The sequence below is a fragment of the Rhodococcus sp. D-46 genome, from assembly GCF_011290655.1.
Taxonomy (GTDB): Bacteria; Actinomycetota; Actinomycetes; order Mycobacteriales; family Mycobacteriaceae; genus Rhodococcus_F; species Rhodococcus_F qingshengii.
In genome coordinates, this window is record NZ_JAANTF010000010.1 from 291,085 (window position 1) to 313,336 (window position 22,252).

A 22,252-nucleotide genomic window follows, 5' to 3' on the forward strand; every position below is an offset into this window, starting at 1 on the left:
AAAGGCACCACATGAGCATCGATACCGCCGCCGCCAACCTAGAAACCCGCCGCGCACACCAACACGGCCGACACCGCAGCCACACCCTCGCCCGCCAAAGCATCATCGCCGCCGTCGTGGCCGCAGCAGTGGCCGCCGGAATCACGCTCGCACCATCGGCAATCGCAGCGCCTGGGCAGGCCGGCATTACCGACGGAGGAGGACAAGCAGGCATCACCGACGGCGGGGGACAGAGCGGGGTGACCACTGAAGCCACCCCGCCGCCCGCGTCTGCGCCGGTCCAGACCGAGCCGATCTACTGGGTCGCGCCCCCAGTGCAGTACCAGAATGTTCCGCAGCAGCCTTTGCCGAACTGGGACTACGATTCCGGCACCTATAGCGCACCGGCGGACTACAGCGTTGCCCCGGTCGATTACGGCCAGATCCACGTCCCCGGCCCGGTCGAGATCGTCGCACCGATCATCGCGCCTAGGGAAAAGGGCCGCATCGGTGACTGGGTCTTCGATCAGCCGAACTGGGTCTCCGATCAAGATCTCGCCCGCACCAACGGAACGAGCGCGGTCATCGAGAGCCAGGTCTCGACGTTCTATGCCTCAATCGGTGTCCCGGTCGATCGTGCGAGCCGCATTGCCGCCGCGCAGCTCGCGGGTGGGGCAGGTGGAGCCCTGGCCGGAGCCGCCGCCGTCGGCGTGCCCGCAGCAACAGTGGGCGCGTTGATCGGCGGAACGATCGGCGGAACGTCCGCCCTCGGATTGTTCAGCCCCGTTCTCACTCCGCTCGGCGGCGTGTCCGCCGGTGTGGTGGGCACAGCCACCGGAGCAAGTATCGGTGCAGCGGTACTCGGCGTTCCCGCAGCGGCGATCGGCGCAGCCGCAGGCGGCATCGCAGGAGCCGCCGCCGCAACAGCGTACGGCGCAGGTGAATTGGGAGAGCCGGTCGATGTCAGCGACTACGTCCCCGACATCGATCAGCCCGCCGTGACCACCCAGACGCAGAACACGCTCGAAGAATGGAGCACCTCGGGTCCGATCGGACAGGCCGTGGCCACCACCATCCGCGACACCGTCGCCGCTGCACCGGCGATCGATCAGCAGGCCCGCGACTTCGTCGCGGCCCAGCCCGGAGGCAAGCAGATCATCGAACAGGTCGACACCGCACTCACGGACTTCTTCACCAACGCCACCCCCGGACTTGCATCCTCGCTGATCAGCGATGCAGTCGGAGCGGGCGTTCCGGCGTAAACCCGCACGGTCAGAGTCGTTCAGGGCGGATGGCACAGTGCCATCCGCCCTGAACCTTCCTCGACCGCGGCAGAACCAGGCTCATCGAGCGACGGAAGGACATCAGCGATGAAGAACACCACAAGGCACCCCGCAGTAATCGACCTACTCGGTGGCACCTCCCTACCCACCAGCCCTCCCGCGGCCACCAAAGCGCCCACAGATGTCAACGCGCCCAAGTCGCCGACATCACCGCGTGAGAAGGGCTCTCGCTCAATCCGCCTGCGCTACGTCGCTCCCCTGATAGTGGTCGTCGCGCTGCTCGGCTGGTTCGCCCTGCGGCTCCTTTCCAGCGACGACGAGAGCACACCGGAAAGAATCCCCCAGGCGGCAAGCACCTCGGAACCGGCACCGACTCTTGACACCAGTCCCGCCGCCCTCGCCGCCGAACCGGCCGCAGAAACCGATCCGACCGCGTGCCGAAATGACGCCGGCGACCAGAAAAACGGCCCCGGTGTCATTGCAGCATTCGAGTACGCCTACTACGTCACCCGCTCCGGAGCGGCCGTCCGGGCGCTCACCACCACAGACACCTCCCTGCCATCGGCGGAGAAGATCCAAGCCGGAATCAACACCGTCCCAACAGGAACCACCCACTGCGCGCACATCACACCGATCACGAACGGGATCTACTCCGTCGCGCTGGCCGAAATGCGTCCCGGTCAGCCGCCCGCACAGTTCCCACAGACCATCACCACCAAAGAACTCGACGGCCGATGGTTCGTCGACATCATCAGCTGAGCGACACCAGCTCCGCAGGTACCGAATAGAATTCGTGAACACGAGATACTGATCGTGGGAGATTCCTCATCGCCCGCCAAATTGCATGTCCCGCAACCCTCCCGCGTCATCCTGCGTGAGATCCGCTCGTCCCTGACCGTCGCCGATAAACAGCTCATCGTCGAACTCGACTAGATCACAGACGCACACACCGATGCCATCGCGCAGCGCAATCAGCTGTCCGGATCTTCGCGTCACCCGTGCGCCAGCAAATGACGCTTCACGGGCTCAAAGACCGGCGGATGTGACAGCCTCCAGACCAACACGACGGCACCCGCCAGCACCGGGTCCATTTCGTATCGTTCGGGGTCGACGCCAGCCGAGAGGGCATTGAGCACCGTCCACGGCCGAGGGGGCCACTTTCCCGTCAGCGACCGTCTGTCTGGCCACTCGTGATGCCGATGGAATTGCTCGCGATTTCGATATGGTCCGGGACGTCGCGGGTACACAAGTTCCATTTCCTCCCGACGACCAGGAAGACCCGGGATCGACACCGAGTCAGCAAATGACGCGAGCCAAGGAGAAGGTGGGAAGTGTTCTCGCAGTGGCGCTTAGCTATCTCGAAATACCGAAGGAACTTCGGGATACGAATCCACGTATCCCGTTTGCGGTCCGCGACGTGTGGGCATCCCTTGATGCCACGGCCGACACCTTCAGGAAACAATTGTGGAGACCGGAGCCGCTTTCACGCGAGCCCGCAGAGGACGAGGAAGAGTTTGATAGTGATCAGTCAGTCGAAGGAGTTGATGAGTACTAGTAAACCGCCTCGCGTCATGTAGTGGACCGTGCGCGAGCTCTCGTGGATGCCCTGGCTGAACTTATCGTTGATCGACCCCTGATTCAGGATCCCCAATAGGTGCGCAGCTTCCTCCGGCTCTACCCGAGTGCCACCTGAGAGCAGTTGGTGGATCCGTTTCTCGTACGTCGCTGCTCTGCTGCTGAGACGCCTAGGCGCGTCTTCGTGGCCGGAGAGGAACTGCTGGACGAGCGGATGACGGTTTAGACCTTCTGAGAGATTTGGTCGGGCCGCGGGCATTGATTCCCTTTCTCTATCAGATCAGGTGTGCGAGGTACACGCTGTCGAATGCTGAACTGCGACAAGTTGATCGGATTGGCGCGTCGGTGTCGGTCCGTGGAGGATCTATAGAAGACCGGCTGATCGAGCATTCGAATCCGGTATCCGACCGCCCGTGGGATGCCAGCCTTCGACGGTGTACTCAAATCAAGGATCGAGGATTCTTGAATGTTTCTCACTTTGCAGCATGTTGGCGTTGTGAGGCCGCTACAGGCCGGTTTGTTCGACGCCGTACTGCGCTTGGGCGCTGGTGTAGCCCTCGAACATCAGCTGGTCGATCAGCCCTTGGCGTGAGAACGCGGTGTAGTTGAGGTAGTCCTGTGCAGCCTTCGCTGCTTGTATGTTCCAGTCGGGTGCTACGTAGTCGACTGCGAACGTGGCGTCCTCGGCCGAGTAGCTCTCGAACTCAAGCTGTTCGATCAGCCCTTGGCGCGAAAAGGCGGTGTAGGCGAGATAGTCCTTCGCTGCTCGGATCGCGTTCCTTTGTCCAGCGGTTATTCCTGGCTCGGTCTTTGCCGGTGCGGTGGTCTTCGGAGCCGCGAATGTAGGGGTTGCCGCAGCGACGGGTTTGGTTGTCGGGGTGACGGGTTGGGCACCGGGGTAGAGGTTGAATTCTTCGGTGGCGCGCTGAATCGTAGCGGTTTGGTCGGCGCACAGGATCGGAATCATTTCTTTGATGCGGCTGATCCGGTGTGCGGTGGGGTGTCGAGATTCTGGGGGCGGGTGATTGCCTCGGCGAGTATGCGTACCGGGTCGTTGCTGGTGCGCAGCGTTTCACAGAATTTGGTGTCTTCGTCGAAGGCGCCGGGAGGGTTCTGGATCTTCCCTGTTGCCATGCGTGTGTCGTACTGTTCGCGAAGTGTCTGCGGTGCTGTTGTTGCTCGTGTAGTTGTTTGGCCGGCTGTCGGTGTCCAGTCGACCTCTCGGGTTTCGATGCCGTTGTCACCGAGGTAAGCGAGGCAGGTGAAGTCCCGCTTGACTGTTGTGCCGTCTGAGGTGGAATTTTCGACTCTGGCCGTGATGCGATATCCGTTGTCGGTTGCTTCGGTGTTGGGTGCGGTGATGGTGGTTTGGGTGAATGTTGCAGCGAGTTTGTCGGCCTGGTCTAGGCAGGCTTTCGTTGCTGCTTCTGCGGTGATTTCCGCAGATGTGGATTTAGTGGAGCATCCGCCGATGATCAGTGCGACAGATACAACCGCTGCAGCGGCGAATGTCCGTTTCATGTCGTAATTACTATCAGGTTGCTCGGAACGGACATACCGATTGGTCCGAAGTTTGCTGTGGAAATTCCACCACTACGGGATGTGGCGCCGTAGCAGGGGGCCGGCGTCCCGGTGGTAGTGCGGGCCCGTGAGATTGGTTCCGGCGGTGTCTGTCAGGACAATGGGCGCGGTGTCCGCGAACGCAGGACTAACTCGGAACCCTAGCGCTCCTTGATCATGTCCTCGGCGACTGCGTCGCCGATATTGGCGAGAATCGACTCGACACTTGGCGCGATCTGCGAGTTGTGGAACTGATCTATTTTGGCCTGGTGGAGTCGCCGCTGGTGTTGTTCCGGTGCGGTCTTGGCCTGGATCCTCCCTGCCCCATGTGGGGTTTCGACGAGATCAGGTATCGGGGATGCTCGCCCGACATCCGCCTGGAATCTTGCATGACCTCCGCGTGCTTGCTGATGGTCAGATTGTTAACAAAGAAACCGACATCTGCCGAAATCGGCGTGGTCGGTCTGTTTTAGTGTCAAGATCGGTGATGACGATTCATCGTGAACGTTAAGGAGATTCAATGCGATCGATCACACGCGCGGCGCTCGTCGGTGCTGCAACTCTTCCTCTGGCTATGGCCGCGCCCGCGCTGGCATCAGCTTCCACTGCCGCGGACGTCAGCTTCGCGTACACCGCATCGGGGTCGACGGTGACCAATACGATCACCAACAATTCGGGAGTGCCCCTGCACTGCGGGACACTGCTCGGCAATGCGCCCGGAGGAGTGCTGCCGCCGGTCGAGGACACGCTGCGAGCGGGTCAAACGATTGGAACCACTGGCGAGATCCCGGCCGGGACAACCGCTCAGGTCGTGACGGACATCCCCGACGGCTCATACGTGGTTCTGGCAACGTGCACCAGTAGTGGCGAAGCTACGAGCATGTGGATATCGGATTATCCAGGAATCGAGCCCTACCTCACCGTGTTCCCCTACACCGTCTACACAGTGCAACAAGCATCATGGGTTGTGACAATCCCCAGCACAGATGCAACTATTCCAGAGACGGGCGTGAACTTCGGAAGCTGACTGAGACCCGTAATCTCCACTGGCACACCGCGGTCGGTGCACCCAGTGCCCCTGCTTGGGGAGCTCGACCGCGGCGCGCTGCGCATTCCGGTACGGTACGCCGGTCTGCGCCAGGAGTTCGTTCGGTCGCTCCGCCTCTCTCCTGATCAGCTGTGAACGACTGTCGAAGAGTGCAGCAGCCGTGCGTTTTCCGGCATCGCTCCAGGGGAGAGTGCTCACGTGGCTACATCGCAATCTCGATCGACTACGCCGCCGGAGTGGAAGGCGCTCACAGCCCATCGTTGCGTGTCCGTCGTGGTGGAGACTGCCTATCAGGCCCAGAAGCGTCGATCTTGTGATAGCCGTCGTCATTCCCGCAACGATGTGCGGTGCTGGTGATCGGTGCTGTGCATCGGGTCGGTTTGGCGAGCTCTGTCGTTCGCTCGGCCAGCTCCCTCAGGGCGGCGTGCTCTCACGCTTCTTCGTCGTCGGTGTGTTCGTCGCGTCCGAGTTCGGATGCTTTGGGTGCGGCGGGAACCCATTCGCGTACCGGTTGGATCACGTCGGCATAGAAGGTTTCCGCGGAGTGGGTGACGCTGCCGATGAAACTGGCTGCGGTGCCGGCTCGTTTGCCGCCGAGGGCGAAGGTACGCATCAGGGTGAAGGAGTGGAGTTGCCCGGTCTGGTTGTCGCAGAGGATGCGTGGTGTCACACGGACCGCGGTGTGTGGTTCGCAGGTGGAGGAGGCAGGCGCGGTGAAGGTGGCTTCGATCAGCAGATCTGCGGGGGCGTTTTTGAGTTGACGCAGCATCCATGTCACGCGTTTGCCGGCGGTGCCTTCGTCGGGGGCGGTGACTTGGGTGCTGCAGGTGATTTTGTTGGTGCGCATGTCCGCGATGATTTTGAGTTGTCCTGCGGCGTCCGGGATTCGTAGTACCGCGGTGAATGTTCCGTCGTTCGCCAGTTCCTCGACGGTGAGTTCAGTGCGATAGCTAGCGTCGTTGACGGCGCGGCGCGGCAGAACGTGTTTGACGCTCACCCCTAACTCGGCGGTGAACCGTAGCGCGAGGTTGCGGGCGAGTGCGATCCAGGAGTCCGCGATCGAGGCGGCTTTCGGGTCACCAGATCGCAGTGTTCCGGCGCTGATTGCGTCGCGGATCGATACCCAGTGCCGGCCCATGTCGACGAATTCCGATGCCCCGGATTTGGGGTGTTCGATGTATCGGAGGAATTCGTGCAGGATCCAGGCTTGGAGGGGGTTGTCGATTCGGCCGTGCGAGAGTGTCATGCGCGCTTCGTGAATGACTTCAGCCCAGGACAAATGGCGCAGCGCGACTTTGGTGAGTTTGCGTTTGTCCACCTCGACCGGCAGTTCCCCGGCCCCGGAGGGCAGATCGTTGGACAAACTGATCACCACGTCGTACTTGTTCCTCTTCGCGATGTCCAGATAGTTCTCGAGTTGTTCGCGGGTGTGTTTGCCAGCCCCGGTTTTCACTTCGAGGAGTCCGGTCCACAGTCGGGTGCCGCGTGCAACCTTCCATACCGCGTCGGGGACTACTCTCGATTCGCCTTTGGTGTAGGGGACTTCGAGGTATCCCTCGAACGATCCGGCGGGGGCGCCCACTCTGGAGGTGATGGCCCGGGCGAACAGCGGAACAGCTTGCATGGTCGAGATCAGTGCCGAGGTGGTGCGGCGTTCTTGTTCTTCGCCGGATCCGACTCCGATGACGGAGAACAAGCGTGCTGGTTGCCACGTGTCGGCTTCCGCGAGCGCGAAAACGGGAAGTGGCGCTTTCCTTGGCGCAGGTTTGGCGGTACTTACCCCGCGCGGACGCGCCGGCTTCGACGCGGGTGCAGCTGGTGCGGCCGAAGTCGCCGAAGCATCGGGTGGGGTGTGTTCGTGGGCTGCAGGCTCGTCGGCGGTGGTTGCTTCGACGACGACGGGCGGAACTGCGGGGAGCTGCGGCGCTGTGGGGTCGACTATTTCTATTGCCGCAGTGATGGTCTCGTCGGGAGCGGCGACGTCGCCGACATCGACACCGAAGTCTTCTGCCAACCCGGCCAGTCCTGATGACCAGCCTTGACCGATCGCCCGTAGTTTCCAGAGCCCGTTGCGGCGGTAGAGCTCGCCGAAGACGAACGCCGTTTCTGTGCTCGCATCGGCGGTGACGTATTCGGCGATGGGGGAACCGGATCCGTCGAGCACGTGGAGGGTGAGTTTGCCGAGGTCCCCGAATGATCCGGTGTCGACACTGGCGGCCAGGACGATCACCTCGACGCCTGCGGGAACGGAGGAAAGGTGCACGAGGAGGCGTTCGTGTGGTCCGGATTCGGTTTCGCGGCGTCCGAGGTAGCGAACGGAACCATCGGTGGATTCCTGTTGGTTGTAGAACACGAAGTCTTCGTCGGAGCCGACTTTCTTGTCGGCGCCGAGAAGCAGCGCTGCGGCATCGATTCCGGATGTCGAGTCTTCCCACATGATCAGGACCTCGACCTGTTCTATGTCGTCAGGAAGGCTGATGTTCTGGCCCTTGATCAGGTATTGGTCGTGCATGAAGCCCCTTCGGTAACAAACGGTGATGACGACGATGACGCAGTCCGGAAACTGCTGAAGATTTTCTGCTTCGTTTGGCGCCAAGTGTTCGAGAGGTTCGCTGACATCAAAAATGTGAGCCTGGTATTGGAGGCTGTGTAGCCAGTTCGTGAGGTTAGTCGAGAAGATCCAGCGCGGTAGTGACTTCTGAACAAGCAAAGTTTTCGATGCTTTCTACCAGGTCCAATTGCCAGGGCTGGGCGGTATCGGTGACCAAGTCGCTCCATGAACGGGCGGAAGGGATCTGGGAGGCTCGGTAGGCGTCGTTGACGACGGTTCCGGCGAGTGCGCCTGCGCGTAGGAGTGCGGGAATGTTCGCGTGCCGGATGTGCGAGGGATGCACGGCGCGGACATAGTTTCCCGCGATACAGTGGGCGGTGATTTGGGCTGCGATCTTTCCCAGCGAAATAGCTGATACGAGGCTGTGCGCTGCCAGGAGTAATTCGTTTCGTCGGCGCTTGTGTGGAAGTTCCAAGCGGGCGGTGCCGGTCTGCTGGTAGAGGTCGAGGTGCACGTAGGTGCGTATCAAGATTTCTGTGACCAGGACGGTCATTGCGGGTAACGCGATCCCGTTTCGTACGTTCCATCCGTTGCCTGCGCTGAGACCGTTGTAGGCGTGGAGTGCGAAATCGCGTAGCGCTTTATTGTCGCTCTCGTAGAGGAAGGACATACCGGGAATCGGAAGACTCATCGGGGTGATCACGTCCGCGAGGAGATGCTGAGCTAACCGTAGAGCCGCCTCTGACGCGGAATCGACGTCCTGGAACTTGTCTGGGACGATGACCGGGGTGGCGACGCCGGTATGCCATGCGGTGCCGCTGAATTCACCTGCCATGATCTGTTTGATCGCCTCGATCGGCCGCGCGAGATCATGGCCGGCGCTTTTGACGCGATGTGCGCGTCCCCCGAAACCTGGCCCCATGTAATCGATCGGGAGTCGTTTGCCGGCTTTCTCCCACCTACTGACGATGCCGGAGGACTTGAGGAGTGTGAGTCGATCTCGGATGGAGCTGTCGATCGAGGTGTCGAACCAGGTGCACATCATCCCGACGACACCGACAGCCCCGACAGCCACGAGGTCGGAGGTGGACCAGGTGAGGCGATGCTTCTGCTGCCACGACTCGAATGCCTGACGTTGCTCCTCGGTCAGTGCTGCGTCGAGATCGACGTCGGTCCACTCACGTTGCGCGCGAAGGTCGTCGTTGAATGTCGTGAGTTCGTCATAGGTTTGGTGGCGGGGACCATGTTCGAGCGATACCGCCGGTTGTTGATCGTCGAGGGTTGCCCGGATGAGGTTTTCGATGTCGTCGAGTCGACGTGACTGGGTGTCGAGATTGCGCTCGATATCGTCGCTCATGCGTCGATCTTCTCGGGCAGACGCTCACGAACCAACTCCAAGGTCGTTTGCGCCTGTTTGGTTTCGGTCAGTTCGGCTTCGAGGTCCCTCACCCGTGCGCGCAGTTCGGTGTTCTCGGCGGTGGTGGCTGCCTTTTCCTGCTTGAGAGTGTTGATCGTCTCGACCAGCAGTCCGATGCGGTTGGTCACGTCGTTGAGTCGCTCCTGCAGGCTTTCCACGACGCGCCGCATCTTCTCGTCCCGGTCCGGTGCATCGGCGAGGACCATGCGAGCGACGAGGTCGAGTTTGACGGCCTCACTCGCGATCGCCTGCGAACCCAACGGGCTGTAGCGCACCCCGGCAGCGGCGACACCGGCGCCGGCCAAACCGCCGACACCGGTAAGCAGGAGTGTCCCGCCTGCGACGCCGAATCCGCCGGCCGCGAGCGAGCCGCCGCCGAGCATCGCCAACCCTGCCGAGACCGCGGCAGCGCCGGTCAGGCCCATCGTGCCGCCGATGGCTGCACCGATCGGTGCAGCCGCCCACCCGGCAGTGAGAGCGCCGGCACCGACTCCGATGACGGAGACTGCTGCGACCCTGCCCCACTTGATCGACTTGCGGCGCAACGCTTTCATCAGACTTTCGAACTCTGTGCTCATCGCGTCGAGGTCGGTCGAACGCAGAGCGGTGAGATCTTGTGCGGCAGTGTGGAGTGCAGTTTTCCTTACCCCGGAGCACCATGTCGTTCCATCGGACCAGGGGCTGAAGGTGATCAGCTCGGCAAGAATCACCACCGACGCAGACCGAGTGCCTACCTTCTCCGCGAGTATGGGTGCAAGTGTGGTGAGACCGTTGAGTTGGTCGAGAAAATGACCGTGCGCGAAAGCGGTCAATTCCTCCGCCAGTGACGCCGCTAGCGCATCAGAGGCAAGAACCTCGTCAATCCCTGCGGCAACGAAACGCTGAAGTTGATCCTGCTTCTTTTTGCGCGCATCACCTTTGCGTTCCTGTTCCCAGTCGTGGCGGAGCATCCGCGCTTGCAGGGCCCGTAAGGTCAGCATCTGCTCGGGGCTCAAGCGGAGTTCTCGAGCAATCTGATCCGCGGAAACATCGGTCATCAAGATTTTCCTCTTCGCGAGTGGAAACGAACTGGGCACACAGTACCGAAGTAAACCGACAATCTACCTAGACTTTTCGATCGGGACGTTTACCGCGGTAAACCAGCGGTCTGAAGTATTCGACAAAACTTCGAACTCATGCACGGGGAAGTCATCTCATACTCGCCACGATTCTATGGTCAAAGTCAAAGTTCGCCGCCAAACACCGCTATCCGCGACTAGCGGGTCGATTGTCGACGATTTCAAGTGGATCCACACAGATATGGCACCGGTACGAGCCGGTATTCTCAGTGTCACCATCAGTATGAACAGAGGACATCGGAGTCGATGAAGCACACAGGTCTGAGCTGCGAGGCGATACTCGACGTCCACGCAGGAACCGTCACTCTGATTCATTCAGGTGTTGCTGCCAAAAAGCACAAGAAGGATGCTTCTCCACGCACTATCCCGCTCGGGGCGATCGAATCGGTCGAGCACGTGAAGAAGACATTCGCCAAACGTGGATCTGTCCGGATCCTGCTGCGCGAACGATCCGGCTACCACCCGGATGTCATCGAAGACGTCAACGGATACCTCGAAAAGGGTGAATCGGGCGACAAATTCGTCGACGCTATCCGCGTCGCGATGCTCAATGCGTCTGCGGTAGACGGGTTTGGCGCCGCTGGAACAGTTGACGAAACAACACCTGGAATGCTCGAGCGGACTCAAAACCGCACCGCGGCCGCCGAGCAAGCCAAGGCGAATAGATTCCGGAGTCTGAGCCTGTGTGACGGTTACCTGACCCAGAATTCACAATCGTGGCCCGTACAGGATGCCAAAGCGTCGATTGAGAGCGCGGGGATCGCACGTTCGCGAGTATCCGCGACCAGATTGGTGGGTGGTGCGATCTTGGGTGGTGGCGCCGGAGCGTTGATCGGGGCAGTAGCGCGGAAGGACCAGAGTTCGATCTTTCTGACAATCGAATTCTCCGACGGCACCATTCTCGTTGAGGAATTCCCTGCCAGCGATGAAGGTGACGGGCGACGATTCGCGGCTCGCATCAATTCGATTGCGAGATCAGCTGTAGCAGTGGCCGAAGTCGCCGTTACACCGACACCGATTCCTGCACCGCAAGGTCCGCCGGCGGGTTGGTACCTCGATCCGGAGGGCAGTGGGCAGCAACGGTGGTGGGACGGAACAGTCTGGACTGACCATCGTCAACGGTGAGTTCGGCGGTTCGGGACTTCGCAGTAGCGTCGGGGATCCAACGCGGGCTCGACGCGCAGAGGGGCTCTGGGAATCCGCCTACCGTAACGGCGTATGAGCGGGTAGGGCACTCTCTCTGATCCTACGTTTGGGTCCGACTGCGCGGCTCCTGCCGATCCGGGGCCTCCACCGAGATCCCGGATCAACTGCGGACCTCATGTCGTGAACGGTGTGTATCCGTGCTTCCGGGATCTGGCGTCGACGTCTCAGTTATCAGGTTGGGTGGAAGAGCACGTGGCGCCGTAAAACGAGGTAAAGCGATCGCAGCTGGGCGTCGTCGAGCGTGCCGGTGCCCGAGCGTGGGGAGCAGGAAACGTATGCTTCACACGAAAAGTATTGTATCGCAACCACTGTGGGATACCGTCTCGACGAACTCCTTCGCGAGGGAATGCCTGATACCAGCTCCATCGTCACTACGCCCGTCGGTGGCAACTGCGCAGACGACACCACCTGGGCGGAAATGCCGACACGATCGCCGATCGAGGTGACTGAGCAAATGCCATTCGATGGCAATCGCGCTCCTCAGACGATCGTATGGAGCTAGTTCTGAACGTACTGAGAGAACTCCGGGCAGTACGCCAGGATCGCCAGTCCTACGAAGTCGTACGCCTCCGACGTGGTGTACGCGCCGGACGTAATCGCGATATCAACCACGCCCTCGACTGCACGGGCCTTGTTCGGTGTCTGCCTGATCGAGCTGCATGATTGGTGCGCCACGGAAATAGCGTTCCTTGCACTGGAGAAGGGAACGCCGAATTCGTCGAGGGTTTGGATGAAGGCCAGATCCATTGCATCGTTGCTGCCAGAACCGCTTCCACTACTGCTGGAAGACTTCTGCGTCGTTGTCGTCGCACCTGCAATTGCGGTGACATGCGGAGCCGTCGTTGTCGTTGTCGGCGCTGCGATAGTCGTGGGCGTCGTTATCGGCGATGACACGCTCGCTATCTTCTCGTCATCTCCGTGGAACGTGTACAGGGCGAACGCTCCGACGATTCCGACGGCCATTACTGACGCGGCAACCTTCCAAGTCGTACTGGCAGATCGATTGTTGTTGTGGGTCTTTGGACCCTGGCCGCTACCGGCAGGGCCAGCTTTTCCGACGGGAACAGAAACCACATACTTGGGCGAGAGTGCCTTGAGCCACGCTGGTGGTAACGGTGTCAAAAGTTGCGTGTCCGAGATTGTCTTCAGGTTCCAGTCAGGGCGGCCGGGGCCATGAGCGGTCGTACCCAGGTTGGACAGAAACGACACGTCGCCGCCTGCATTGGAAGTTGCGATCGAGACTTCAGAGTCGCCGATCGACATTGTCGTCCGAGCGGGGGTCCAATCCAGGGGAACACGAAAGATGAAATGCTCACCGCCGCCCGAGTTTTTCGGAGACACCGCCGTATAGGTCTTGAATGGAGTGTCTACGCCGAGCGCCTTTGCCAACAAGGCAGGGCCTTCTCCTCTTTCAACTGCGCTTGCAAAAGAAAAGATGACAACTCCCGGTACGGGCTTTCCGTTGACCACGATGTTTTCCAGTACCGGCATGGATGATCAACCTTCGAGTCGTGAGAGTGCGCGGAGCGAGCAATCGATCTGCACCCCATATCTGTTCCGGAGGTGCGCGGCGTTACAGCGACAATCGAAGACGGGGCGCTTCTGTGTCGGTGATCGGCATCGGTTTCGCGCTGAATGGCCACACAGTGGTGGGGCAGGAAGCGAAAAGTCCCCGCCCCACATTGTTTGACGTCCAGGGCGCTGGATCGAGCTATGTCACCGGGTTGACTCCGGGCGCTGTCAGTTCGAGCAGTGGCTGGCCACCAGGTCGTAGATTGCCTGCGACTGTTCGGCAGTCGGATTAACACCCTGGTTTGCCGCTCGCTTGCCGACGTTGGAGACGATGATGTGAGGTTCTTTGTTGGTGCTGATCTCTTGGCAGGTGTTCTCGAGTAGGTTCTTGATCGGGTTGTCTTTGCGACCTAGAGCGAACTCGGGGAACTGGGCGCGAAACGCAGTGACGAATGCGGCGCTGTTGGCCGCCGACGGCTCATTGTTGACGGCGGGTGCCGGCGCGGGAGCGGGGGATGTTGTCGATGTGGCTGCGACTGCGGGTGTGGTCGTCGTGGAGGCGGCCGATGTTGCGGTGGCCTTCTCCTGGGAGGTGTCCTTGGCGCTGCTACATCCAGTCAGGGCGACGGCGGCGGCAATTGCAATGGGGAAGGCAATACGGAGGAGTTTCACAGCCGATGATGTTAAACGCTGTGTATGTGTCAGGTTTTCGGGCGCTGGGTGATGGTCGTCTAGGGCGGTGAGTGTATGGAAGCGTTAGGGTGTCACATCTTGTCGAGGTTGATATTTACCTTCCCTGCAGTGATTTGACGGTGCCGTGTATTCGGAATCTACTGTGTAACAACGTGGATGCGATTTCCTTTCAGTGCGCGTGTCACTTCCTGCTCGACGCTGGGCGCAATGCCTACTCACGGAAGGACCTCGCGGACATGGTTCCTCGCTACTCCAGAGCAGTGGTGAGCGCGTTCCTGTCGAACGTAATTACCGAGGAGTGTTGCGATCAGGCACACGCGCTGGATTATCTGGCACAGAGTTGCGGGTAGTCGCTTGGCCCAGTTGGCAACACTATGGGTACAGCGGCGGTCTCAGACACTGAGGACACCGGTCTAAGCCAGCCGCGTGTGGCGCCTTGAACATAACTTCGAGGCGCTCGAATTTTCGGAGCTCACCGCCGTCGGCATTGATGCGATCGACCGCTGTGCGACGCAGTGGTTGGCTCCTGCTTCCTCTGGGGTGAGCACACGAACCGGGGTGTGTGACGATGCTGGTTCACGCCGATTGCCGTGTCAACTGCGATAATCCTAGCCGGGTTTGAATCCTTTCTGTGATAACGGGATACAGGATTCTTCCTAGCGGTGATGCAATGTGTGAGTACTTCAAGTGCAGGTGCCATCCGAACCGGGGTACCAGATCAATCTTCAGGGTTGCATTTATTGCTCGTCGCTCGCGCTTCGTTCCAAGTGGGCCAATTGTGTCGGACAGCTTCCGAGGTTCACGAATACTGTCTCGTTGCTGCCTATCCGCGTAAATGCTCCGTTCGTCGTCAATCTGTCGGTGCAGTCTGCCAAGGTAGTTCCATTCACGGCGCCTACCGTTCTTCACGGTGGTTCGGCGGGGGAATGCATGTGCTCTGTGGTTTCCAATGCGGACATGATTCGCTGACGATAGGACAGGTATGGGTCGTTTCAAGGGAGACGTATCGCGGCAGGTCATCGATGAGACGGTCGAGTTGTGGCGGACGAAGTGCCTCATCGCAGACGGTTCATTGACTCAGTCTGAGGAAACTGCGATATGGACCTCCGGCATCGCGGCGGATTTGGCGACGCGGTTCACCGATAATCCGATTGTTGGTTCAGACGGGGGAGGGACGTTCGCCAGCAAGTTCGAGGTCCAGCTCGAGGGAGCTTCGCCGGAACTGAGACTGTTCGCAGCCGAATTGCTTCTGGTCCACTTCCTTTTCACCAGTTCAGTGAGTCGCCGAGGCAAAGTCGACATCATCGAAAAGACGTTGGCGGATTCCGAATACACCCTCGATGGGGACTCTGTGCCGTACCTGGCAATGTCTTCGGTGATTGGACACCCAGGTATCGGGTTCAATACGCGGCGTGATCTCCAGCTCGGATTTCTTATCGACTTCGTGATCCGGTTGAAGAAGCTCTCGGTGGAGGATCGCACAGGACTGCTCTCCGATCCTTGGGCCCTCGAAGATTTCGTGCGAGAGGCGCCGAGTCAGAATCAGCGGGAGATGATGCACATCCTGCTGCACCTTCTCCATCCCGATTCGTTCGAGCGAATCGCTTCTGGTACCCACAAACGCGAGATCGCGGACGCGTTCTCCCAGCTTCTCGATGGGGAAGTGCCTGACGACTGGTCGACAGATCGCAAGCTACTCGCGATCCGCACCGCCTTGGAGGACGATTTCCTCGTCGGAGGGAACATCGACGGCAGCATCGATTTCTACCATCCTCCGCTGCAAGGGGTTTGGCAGTCCCGAACAGGCGGCGAAGGCGAGGGAACCAGCGACATCGAGTCCCTCGAATGGAAGAAACAACTCATCCTGTACGGCCCTCCCGGTACCAGTAAAACTTTCACTGCGCGTGAGCTGTCGAAGACACTGATCCTGAGGGAGGCTCTCCGAAGCTGGGGACCTCGAAAGTTCTTCGACAACAAAGACTTACTCGATCGTCTCGTTGTAGATCACGTCGAGTGGGTTCAACTTCATCCGGGATATGGCTACGCCGAGTTCATTCGCGGCCTCCGATTGGAGAAGGAGGAGACTCGCTACCAGCCAGGACTTCTGCCGAATCTCATTGAGAGGATAGCGAGCCAGGATCTGCCCGATGGGCTGACTCCGCTCCCATTCGTGCTCGTTCTCGACGAGATCAACAGGACGGACCTGTCCGCAATGCTCGGTGAGGCATTCTCTCTCCTCGAACGGGACAAGAGAGATTTCTCCGTCACCTTGCCTGGCATCAACAATGGTGAGGGGCCCACCACGTTGGCGATGCCTAGCAATTTGTACATCATCGGCACCATGAACGAGATCGACCAATCCGTCGAAACCCTCGATTTCGCTTTGCGCCGACGATTCCTGTGGAGGGAGTGCCCCTTCGAGCGCGACACACTGCTCGAGATCGTCCGGCACAGGTGGGACGAAGATGTGCCGGAGCGGTATTCGATCGAACACGCGATGGGGCAGATCGAGATCTTTGCCGACCGGGCACAGGAACTCAACGATGCGATCTTCCACATGGACGAACTTGGCCGTGCGTACCAGATCGGGCATACGTACTTCGCGGACATCACGTTCTTCCTCGAACGGTGGCTCAGCACTGGCCGCTCCCGCCCACAATCGGGCACATATCTGTGGTCTCCGGCCGGGCATGTGAGGGCGCCACTGAGAGATCTCTGGGACCGTTCGTTGAAACCACTTCTCGAACAATATCTTTCAGGAACCGATGATCGGGAGAGCTCATTGTCGGCGCTGGAATCATCGTTCCTGAAACGATGACCCGCCGAATTGTCTTCCAGGACCTCGGTGGCCAGGTTCCCGGCACCGGGAGATTGAGGAATGACGACGACAAGTGGCTCGCAGCTTTGGTCGCAGAACTTGATGCTTCCACGCTGGTGGTCCCGATGAAGTCCTCCTTCGCAAAGCATGACGATCAGGCCGAACCTGTACTGACTCGCCAAACGGACGGGACATGGCGGGCGGGCCGCTATATCGGGGAAATCCGTCGCGGTGACCGGATCTTGGAGATCCGTCCACGTCTCGGTTTCCCCGTCATCTCAGCCTGGGCAAGTGCGGCACTGAACCTGAAAATCGTTCCGCGCGCTGCAGGTAAGAACGGGGTCTCGTTCCTGATCGCTGAACTGCAAGCCGCAGCGTGGCGCCGCGCGCTGGTGGATGCGTCAAGGCACGGAATGCCGGCAATCCGCACCACCCGCCGCCACGAGGGGCCGACCGTACGGGGTCGACTCGATGTGGTGGGAACATTGCCGCTGCGCATGAAGCGAAGCCCCAACCTGGCCTCGATCACCCAACCGAAAGTGGTCGACAATCCCGTGACCCGGGCGATCGTGTTGGCCGACAGGGTGCTGAACGCTCGCATCCAGCGTGCCGGGTGGCGAGGCGCACGCATTGAGGAATTGATTCCGCACTTTCGTGCCGAGACAGGTCCGCGTCCCGTTCTGCCGTCCAGGCGGGAACTGCGCTCGGTTCGGTACACCCCGATAACGCTGCCGTACAAAGCAGTTGCAGATCTGTCGTGGATGATCGCGAAGAACAGGGGACCGCACGGTGACAGCTCGGCAGATAGTCACGATGGTGTTCTGCTCGACGTAGCGGAACTCTGGGAGCTGTTCCTGCTGCACTGTATTCGCGGCGCAGTGCAAGGGCGCCACGTCACACACGGAACAACGGCAGAGACATCGAGTCATCTGCTTCATTCCGCAAGCGGAGCGCGCCCGATGGGTCGGCTGTTGCCGGACTTCATCGTCGGTGACCTCGCACAACCTGACGCGATCATCGATGCTAAGTACAAGCGGCTGGCCGACCCATTCCCGGTGAATCGTGAAGACTTGTATCAGCTCACCAGCTACCTGGCTTCCTATTCTGGTCGAGTGGTCCGGCCGCGAGGGATCCTCGCCTATCCACTACTTCCCGAATCAGCAATGTCGAGCGCCGAGGCTGGTGGACCGTGGAGTTTGCAGTGGGATGCGGGAGGTACGGCAGAGTTCCTACGTTTACCGATCGACGAAGTTGCCTGTATCGCACGGTTTACAGAAATACTGCCAGCTGGAGTGCACGCTGATTTCGGGCAGTCCCGTCGGTAGGTCGCGTCGCAGCGTTCGCTCGGGTCATCGTTCGCGATATAGCTTGCACGAAATCGTAAGGTGGGCAAAGTCTATGCGGCCGGAGTCAGAATTGGCGCAGAGTCCGAAAGCCACTGGCCGGAATCCAACTATCCGGAAATGCGGCGCGTTAAAGCGCGTGAAACAGTAGATCAATCGAGGCCAGATTGCGGCTGCCACGGACCGTAATCGTGAACACTGCACAATTGTGGCGCGCAGGAGGAGGACGTAGATGACTTTGGTGGCATTGCAGCCGGCGACCCCGAACACAAAGGAGGCCGTCACGCACTACCTCAAGACGGTGGTGCATCCGATCAACCTCTCGGCCTACAGCTCGCATATCCCGGCTGAGCAGATGGCGATACTCCAGAAGCTGTACCCCGCCGGCGAAGCAAGGCTCTGGGGGGTGAGCCCCGGGGAAAGCCAGCGGAAGTTTAATCGTTGGAATCAGCTGTCATACGGCGCGAAAGTCCTTTTCTACACAGGCGGGCAGAACAAATCGTTCACTGCACTGGCCACGATCACCTACACCGTCGAGAACGGAGATCTCGCAGGCGCACTGTGGTCCCTCGACAAGGGAGAACCATTCAAGTACCTGTACTTCATCGACGACATCCGGGCTATCAACGTGCCGTACCAGGAACTGATCCCCTTCATCCGAACCAAGCCCGACTGGAGGAACACCAGCCAACGCGCCTTCGACGTCCTTACCGAACAGCAGAGCGCTGGACTGCTCGACTACCTAGGAGTCGAGGACGCAGAACGGACTCCTGCGATCGACCAAGCCGGCTATACGGCGGCGGTCCACGCAGGCATCGCTGCAACAGACCGCGCCTACACCGCAGTGTTCCGGCAAGAGCAGAAGTACCTTCGAGCATCATTGATCCCCGGCGACACCGGGACCTGCGATATGTGCGGTCGTGAGTTCGCCCGCGAATTCCTCCGAGCCGCCCATATCAAGAAACGCTCAGCCTGTACCGAGGCCGAACGCCTAGACGTGGACAGCATCGCTATGATCGCGTGCGTCTTCGGCTGCGACGCTCTCTACGAATCCGGAGACCTCGGAGTCAATGCCAACGGCCACATCGTGATCAGTCCCACCACGCGGGCGGGCGGCCCGGAAGAAGACTATGTACGAATGCTGATCAAGGGTCGACGCTGCGAAAAATGGGTGTCGCGCAAAGGGAGCCGTCTCTACTTCGATTGGCACTGGCGGACGACCTACAAGAACAAATTGAGCATCGTTGGTGCTGACACTTGAAACGTGAATAACGTTGGTGCGGGATAGCGGCGGATCAGATCGACAAAGCTCGGCCTGATCCGGAAGTGAATTTCCTTCATGTATAGGCACTTTCAGATTTGATTGCGGTAGCGACCAGCTGCTTTGTGCCTTGGATTGAGATGCAAAGGAGCTGGTGCTGTGCGGGGTAGATGGGGTCGACAACGTTCGGAGTGTGTCAATGATGTGGTTGATGCTTCGTTGGACGCATCATCGTCGTCATACATAGTTTTGTAAACGTCGTAAAGTGTTGCCAAATAACGAAATTCGTTCAGTATGTACCACAAATTCTCGTTGATCGAAGTGTATGGGAGTCTCGATCAGCTAGGAACCGAACAGTGAAGCCAGCGAACCAGCAGACGTACTTGAGTTGTCGGACGGTAGTTCCTGTTGTTTGGGTTCTAGAAGTGTCCAGGTTCCACAATTCGACGAGCGGAAGTACCAGATCTTCTCATCGGTAGTGTCCACGACAATTCGATCTTGGCGGACCGAATGTCGCTCTACAATATTGTCTTTGGTACCCATCGGGTAGGTCATAGTCTCCCATTGGCAGACGCTGTTCACATCAGGTCGCCCGGAGGATACATATACGCCTCGCGGCCCTCTGTTCATTGAAAAGTTGTATGTCTCAATCGAATCTGCGGGCAACACCACGGCAGGATTGGGGACCATTCCCGCGCCGACCGATGATGGGATCGTGGGCTGAGGTGGATCAACCAACGTCCAGACACCACAGTTCGTAGACGACATCGCCGCGTCCCCTACAGTCAAGTTGACCACATGACTGTCTCGATACGAACTGTGCGACTCCACAAGTCCGGCATCGTCGTAACGACTCCAGGTGCAACGCTCATCTTTGTCCGGTCGTTCAGTCGCGACATATTGCCCACCAGGAAAGTCCGGGTGCACAAAGTAGAAGTGACCCTCGAACGTGAGCAGCGGCTCCCACGGATCGGGTTCCCCACCGCCGCAATCGACAACCGGCGCAGGGCATGGCATTCCGGGTTCCAGGATCTGGTCATCGGCAACTGCGCTGGTCGGCATTCCCAACGCCACGACTGCGACCGCAAACACTGCACCGACCGTACCCACCGCGGAACGCTTCACAGTCATCTCCTCAATCCTTCGATATCAACGACTAATTGCGACTCGCACCAGCGATGCACACGAAGTATTCACTCGTCGACGGAAAGGCCACCTTATCGGGTATTTACCGTACGTTGACGCCATCGATTAATCCCATGTCTGATGTGTTGCGCAGAGGTATTAACGAACGGTGTGATCGGTGCCCCATTCGATCGCCACCAGATAGTGGATCCGCCGATGTCGTATTCGAAGTCCAAGATTTCGATGTAGTCGAAGGTTGCAGGCGCCTGATCGGACCGGCTCCGCGTCTTCTGACGATTCAATGGTTGGACCTGCATCGAGGACTGCAGGACTCTCGATGTCGCCGTGCTGCGCTTCTACGCTCTATCGACCGGTCGTTGTGGTGTCGTCACGACCGCTGCCCAGTTGTTTCTCGGATATCTTCCGTGCGCGATCTGTCACGTACAGCCACCAGAAAAGCGGTGAGCCGAGAAGACACATGGTCAGCGCGGCTACGCCGTCCGCGCTTGTCTGTCCCGCCTGTGGCGAAATGACGCTCGAGATACTCGAGAAAATTCCGATCGTGAAGACGACTGCTCCGATGATGCGCCAGTGCGTTTTCAAGAACGGCCACGCCACCCGGGGCCAAAATCCCTGGTTCGGGTTCGACGCTGGTGCTGGAATGGAGGGCGGCTCGTTCCGGGGAGCCTGTCCGACGACGCTGTGGTGTCCGCCATGCAGGATTCGGGTAGCGTGCTGATTCTTCGGCACGAGCGTCCCCGTCGGTTCGTAGACGAACAGGGCAATCTGTGAGTGATCGGCGTATTCGACTGCGTGCTGCGAATAGCCCGATGCAGCGAAGAACAGCAACTGCTTCGAGAAGTCGGAGCCACGGGCTCCGAACAGCGCTTGGAGTTCGGGGCGACCGACCATGCCTCCTCGCCATTTCACCTGAGCCAGGGCAGCCGATGAGCGGACGTCGATTCCGCCGTCGGCGCCGCCCGCGGATACTCGGGCGTCGGTGAATCCGAGCTTACGCATCCGTAGGGCCGCGTTCGCTTCAGCCTCTTGCGGTGTCGTTATGTACTGCACGGCTACTTCTCCAAGAAAGTTGAGGTTACGTGGGTGAACTATTGCAGCTGGAAATCCGGACTGGTCTGTGATCGCGTGGCCAGTACTCCCCGCGGAATTGCGTTCGGAGGAACGTCTGAAAACGGAGGTTTCAAGTTGTCACTGGTTTTTGTCAGCCAGCCCTATCTCCGCGCGACTAGCTTGTCTAGATGCGCGGGTATCTTCTGCCGGGAGAGAAGCTCGGGAGAGTTCGAAGTGCGTGCCATCCACCGGATGTGATGTCGGTGGATGGCGATATGGTTTCGCCGTGACCCTCGCTGACGTGACACGTGAATCGGTTCTCAAGGCTATTGGCGAGTGCGACGAGCTGGGTCACGAACAGTTCCTCGCCAAGCACGGTTTCGCTCCTGCTCGTCTCTACAAGATCCAATACGAAGAGCGAAAATACGATTCGAAAGCGATTGTCGGCGTCGCTCACGGCTACGCAACCGGGAAGGTTTTGGACGCAGCGCAGTTCTCCGGCGGCCAAGCGACGGTCGTGCGGACTCTCGAGGCACTCGGATTCGCATTCGCCTCCACCCAGAAATCGAATACCGCTCCGCGTCGGGCGTGGCTGGTGATGACGAAAACCGAATACTGACGACTCGGCGGAGGGGAAAAGTACGACGATGACGCTGCTAGCCACTACAGCTGGGACAGTAACGTCGCCAACT

The 22,252-nt window shown here is 59.6% G+C and carries 18 protein-coding genes; 9 read left to right on the forward strand and 9 right to left on the reverse strand.

Annotated elements, in window-relative coordinates:
• Positions 1-11 precede the first annotated feature (11 nt).
• The 3 genes from G9U53_RS25990 (at position 12) to G9U53_RS26000 (ending at position 2,817) form a co-directional block, all read left to right on the forward strand.
• A complete protein-coding gene (locus G9U53_RS25990) occupies positions 12-1,241 on the forward strand; it encodes an insoluble domain protein (protein ID WP_165639504.1) in 1,230 nt (409 codons plus the stop codon).
• A 108-nt stretch (positions 1,242-1,349) separates the two neighbouring features.
• Positions 1,350-2,021 carry a hypothetical protein gene (locus G9U53_RS25995; protein ID WP_165639505.1) on the forward strand — a complete coding sequence of 224 codons (672 nt, stop codon included), beginning with the start codon at positions 1,350-1,352 and terminating at the stop codon, positions 2,019-2,021.
• A 544-nt stretch (positions 2,022-2,565) separates the two neighbouring features.
• A complete protein-coding gene (locus tag G9U53_RS26000) occupies positions 2,566-2,817 on the forward strand; it encodes a hypothetical protein (protein ID WP_165639506.1) in 252 nt (83 codons plus the stop codon).
• Positions 2,818-3,342: 525 nt separating this feature from the next.
• Here the strand turns inward: G9U53_RS26000 and G9U53_RS26005 are convergent.
• Positions 3,343-3,804 carry an Ltp family lipoprotein gene (locus G9U53_RS26005; protein ID WP_165639507.1) on the reverse strand — a complete coding sequence of 154 codons (462 nt, stop codon included), beginning with the start codon at positions 3,802-3,804 and terminating at the stop codon, positions 3,343-3,345.
• Positions 3,801-4,358, reverse strand: coding sequence for a hypothetical protein (locus G9U53_RS26010; RefSeq protein ID WP_165639508.1), 558 nt, complete (start codon positions 4,356-4,358; stop codon positions 3,801-3,803). The genes G9U53_RS26005 and G9U53_RS26010 overlap by 4 nt, the downstream gene beginning before the upstream one ends.
• 559 nt (positions 4,359-4,917) lie before the next feature.
• Here G9U53_RS26010 and G9U53_RS26015 point away from each other — a divergent pair.
• Positions 4,918-5,424, forward strand: coding sequence for a hypothetical protein (locus G9U53_RS26015; protein ID WP_165639509.1), 507 nt, complete (start codon positions 4,918-4,920; stop codon positions 5,422-5,424).
• 451 nt (positions 5,425-5,875) lie between these two features.
• On the opposite strand, the gene G9U53_RS26020 is transcribed toward G9U53_RS26015, so the two are convergent.
• The 3 genes from G9U53_RS26020 to G9U53_RS26030 form a co-directional block, all read right to left on the reverse strand.
• Positions 5,876-7,957 carry a TerD family protein gene (locus tag G9U53_RS26020; protein ID WP_165639510.1) on the reverse strand — a complete coding sequence of 694 codons (2,082 nt, stop codon included), beginning with the start codon at positions 7,955-7,957 and terminating at the stop codon, positions 5,876-5,878.
• A gap of 154 nt (positions 7,958-8,111) precedes the next feature.
• Entirely contained in the window at positions 8,112-9,353 is a 1,242-nt protein-coding gene (locus G9U53_RS26025; RefSeq protein WP_165639511.1) for a hypothetical protein, read from the reverse strand.
• Positions 9,350-10,450 carry a hypothetical protein gene (locus tag G9U53_RS26030; RefSeq protein ID WP_165639512.1) on the reverse strand — a complete coding sequence of 367 codons (1,101 nt, stop codon included), beginning with the start codon at positions 10,448-10,450 and terminating at the stop codon, positions 9,350-9,352. The genes G9U53_RS26025 and G9U53_RS26030 overlap by 4 nt, the downstream gene beginning before the upstream one ends.
• Before the next feature lie 327 nt (positions 10,451-10,777).
• Here G9U53_RS26030 and G9U53_RS26035 point away from each other — a divergent pair, with 327 nt between their 5' ends.
• The gene (locus G9U53_RS26035; RefSeq protein ID WP_165639513.1) at positions 10,778-11,656 is read left to right on the forward strand and encodes a DUF2510 domain-containing protein; all 879 of its coding nucleotides are present in this window, start codon (positions 10,778-10,780) and stop codon (positions 11,654-11,656) included.
• A gap of 579 nt (positions 11,657-12,235) precedes the next feature.
• Here G9U53_RS26035 and G9U53_RS26040 read toward each other — a convergent pair.
• Positions 12,236-13,228 (reverse strand): DUF732 domain-containing protein, encoded by a 993-nt coding sequence (locus G9U53_RS26040; protein WP_165639514.1) that lies wholly within the window; start codon positions 13,226-13,228, stop codon positions 12,236-12,238.
• Between the two features lie 249 nt (positions 13,229-13,477).
• Positions 13,478-13,921 carry a hypothetical protein gene (locus tag G9U53_RS26045; RefSeq protein ID WP_165639312.1) on the reverse strand — a complete coding sequence of 148 codons (444 nt, stop codon included), beginning with the start codon at positions 13,919-13,921 and terminating at the stop codon, positions 13,478-13,480.
• Between the two features lie 1,003 nt (positions 13,922-14,924).
• Here G9U53_RS26045 and G9U53_RS26050 point away from each other — a divergent pair.
• The 3 genes from G9U53_RS26050 (at position 14,925) to G9U53_RS26060 (ending at position 19,364) form a co-directional block, all read left to right on the forward strand.
• Positions 14,925-16,760: an AAA family ATPase gene (locus G9U53_RS26050; RefSeq protein WP_207624598.1), complete on the forward strand. Its 1,836-nt coding sequence runs from the start codon at positions 14,925-14,927 to the stop codon at positions 16,758-16,760.
• Positions 16,757-18,085, forward strand: a complete 1,329-nt coding sequence (locus tag G9U53_RS26055) for a hypothetical protein (RefSeq protein WP_165639515.1) — start codon at positions 16,757-16,759, stop codon at positions 18,083-18,085. Before G9U53_RS26050 ends, G9U53_RS26055 begins: the two co-directional genes overlap by 4 nt.
• 250 nt (positions 18,086-18,335) lie before the next feature.
• On the forward strand, positions 18,336-19,364 hold the full coding sequence (locus G9U53_RS26060) for a hypothetical protein (RefSeq protein ID WP_165639516.1): 1,029 nt from the start codon (positions 18,336-18,338) through the stop codon (positions 19,362-19,364).
• A 342-nt stretch (positions 19,365-19,706) separates the two neighbouring features.
• On the opposite strand, the gene G9U53_RS26065 is transcribed toward G9U53_RS26060, so the two are convergent.
• Both G9U53_RS26065 and G9U53_RS26070 read right to left on the reverse strand, forming a co-directional pair.
• Complete coding sequence (locus tag G9U53_RS26065; RefSeq protein WP_165639517.1) at positions 19,707-20,495, reverse strand: hypothetical protein; 789 nt, start codon at positions 20,493-20,495, stop codon at positions 19,707-19,709.
• A gap of 357 nt (positions 20,496-20,852) precedes the next feature.
• Positions 20,853-21,560 (reverse strand): restriction endonuclease, encoded by a 708-nt coding sequence (locus G9U53_RS26070; RefSeq protein WP_165639518.1) that lies wholly within the window; start codon positions 21,558-21,560, stop codon positions 20,853-20,855.
• Positions 21,561-21,846: 286 nt separating this feature from the next.
• Here G9U53_RS26070 and G9U53_RS26075 point away from each other — a divergent pair, with 286 nt between their 5' ends.
• Positions 21,847-22,179: a hypothetical protein gene (locus tag G9U53_RS26075; protein ID WP_207624599.1), complete on the forward strand. Its 333-nt coding sequence runs from the start codon at positions 21,847-21,849 to the stop codon at positions 22,177-22,179.
• The last annotated feature ends 73 nt before the right edge of the window (positions 22,180-22,252 follow it).

Coding starts and splice junctions, on each gene's coding strand:
- G9U53_RS25990 (WP_165639504.1), top strand. CDS start 12: ATGAGCATCGATACCGCCGCCGCCAACCTAGAAACCCGCCGCGCACAC.
- G9U53_RS25995 (WP_165639505.1), top strand. CDS start 1,350: ATGAAGAACACCACAAGGCACCCCGCAGTAATCGACCTACTCGGTGGC.
- G9U53_RS26000 (WP_165639506.1), top strand. CDS start 2,566: ATGACGCGAGCCAAGGAGAAGGTGGGAAGTGTTCTCGCAGTGGCGCTT.
- G9U53_RS26005 (WP_165639507.1), bottom strand. CDS start 3,804: ATGATTCCGATCCTGTGCGCCGACCAAACCGCTACGATTCAGCGCGCC.
- G9U53_RS26010 (WP_165639508.1), bottom strand. CDS start 4,358: ATGAAACGGACATTCGCCGCTGCAGCGGTTGTATCTGTCGCACTGATC.
- G9U53_RS26015 (WP_165639509.1), top strand. CDS start 4,918: ATGCGATCGATCACACGCGCGGCGCTCGTCGGTGCTGCAACTCTTCCT.
- G9U53_RS26020 (WP_165639510.1), bottom strand. CDS start 7,957: ATGCACGACCAATACCTGATCAAGGGCCAGAACATCAGCCTTCCTGAC.
- G9U53_RS26025 (WP_165639511.1), bottom strand. CDS start 9,353: ATGAGCGACGATATCGAGCGCAATCTCGACACCCAGTCACGTCGACTC.
- G9U53_RS26030 (WP_165639512.1), bottom strand. CDS start 10,450: ATGACCGATGTTTCCGCGGATCAGATTGCTCGAGAACTCCGCTTGAGC.
- G9U53_RS26035 (WP_165639513.1), top strand. CDS start 10,778: ATGAAGCACACAGGTCTGAGCTGCGAGGCGATACTCGACGTCCACGCA.
- G9U53_RS26040 (WP_165639514.1), bottom strand. CDS start 13,228: ATGCCGGTACTGGAAAACATCGTGGTCAACGGAAAGCCCGTACCGGGA.
- G9U53_RS26050 (WP_207624598.1), top strand. CDS start 14,925: ATGGGTCGTTTCAAGGGAGACGTATCGCGGCAGGTCATCGATGAGACG.
- G9U53_RS26055 (WP_165639515.1), top strand. CDS start 16,757: ATGACCCGCCGAATTGTCTTCCAGGACCTCGGTGGCCAGGTTCCCGGC.
- G9U53_RS26060 (WP_165639516.1), top strand. CDS start 18,336: ATGACTTTGGTGGCATTGCAGCCGGCGACCCCGAACACAAAGGAGGCC.
- G9U53_RS26065 (WP_165639517.1), bottom strand. CDS start 20,495: ATGACTGTGAAGCGTTCCGCGGTGGGTACGGTCGGTGCAGTGTTTGCG.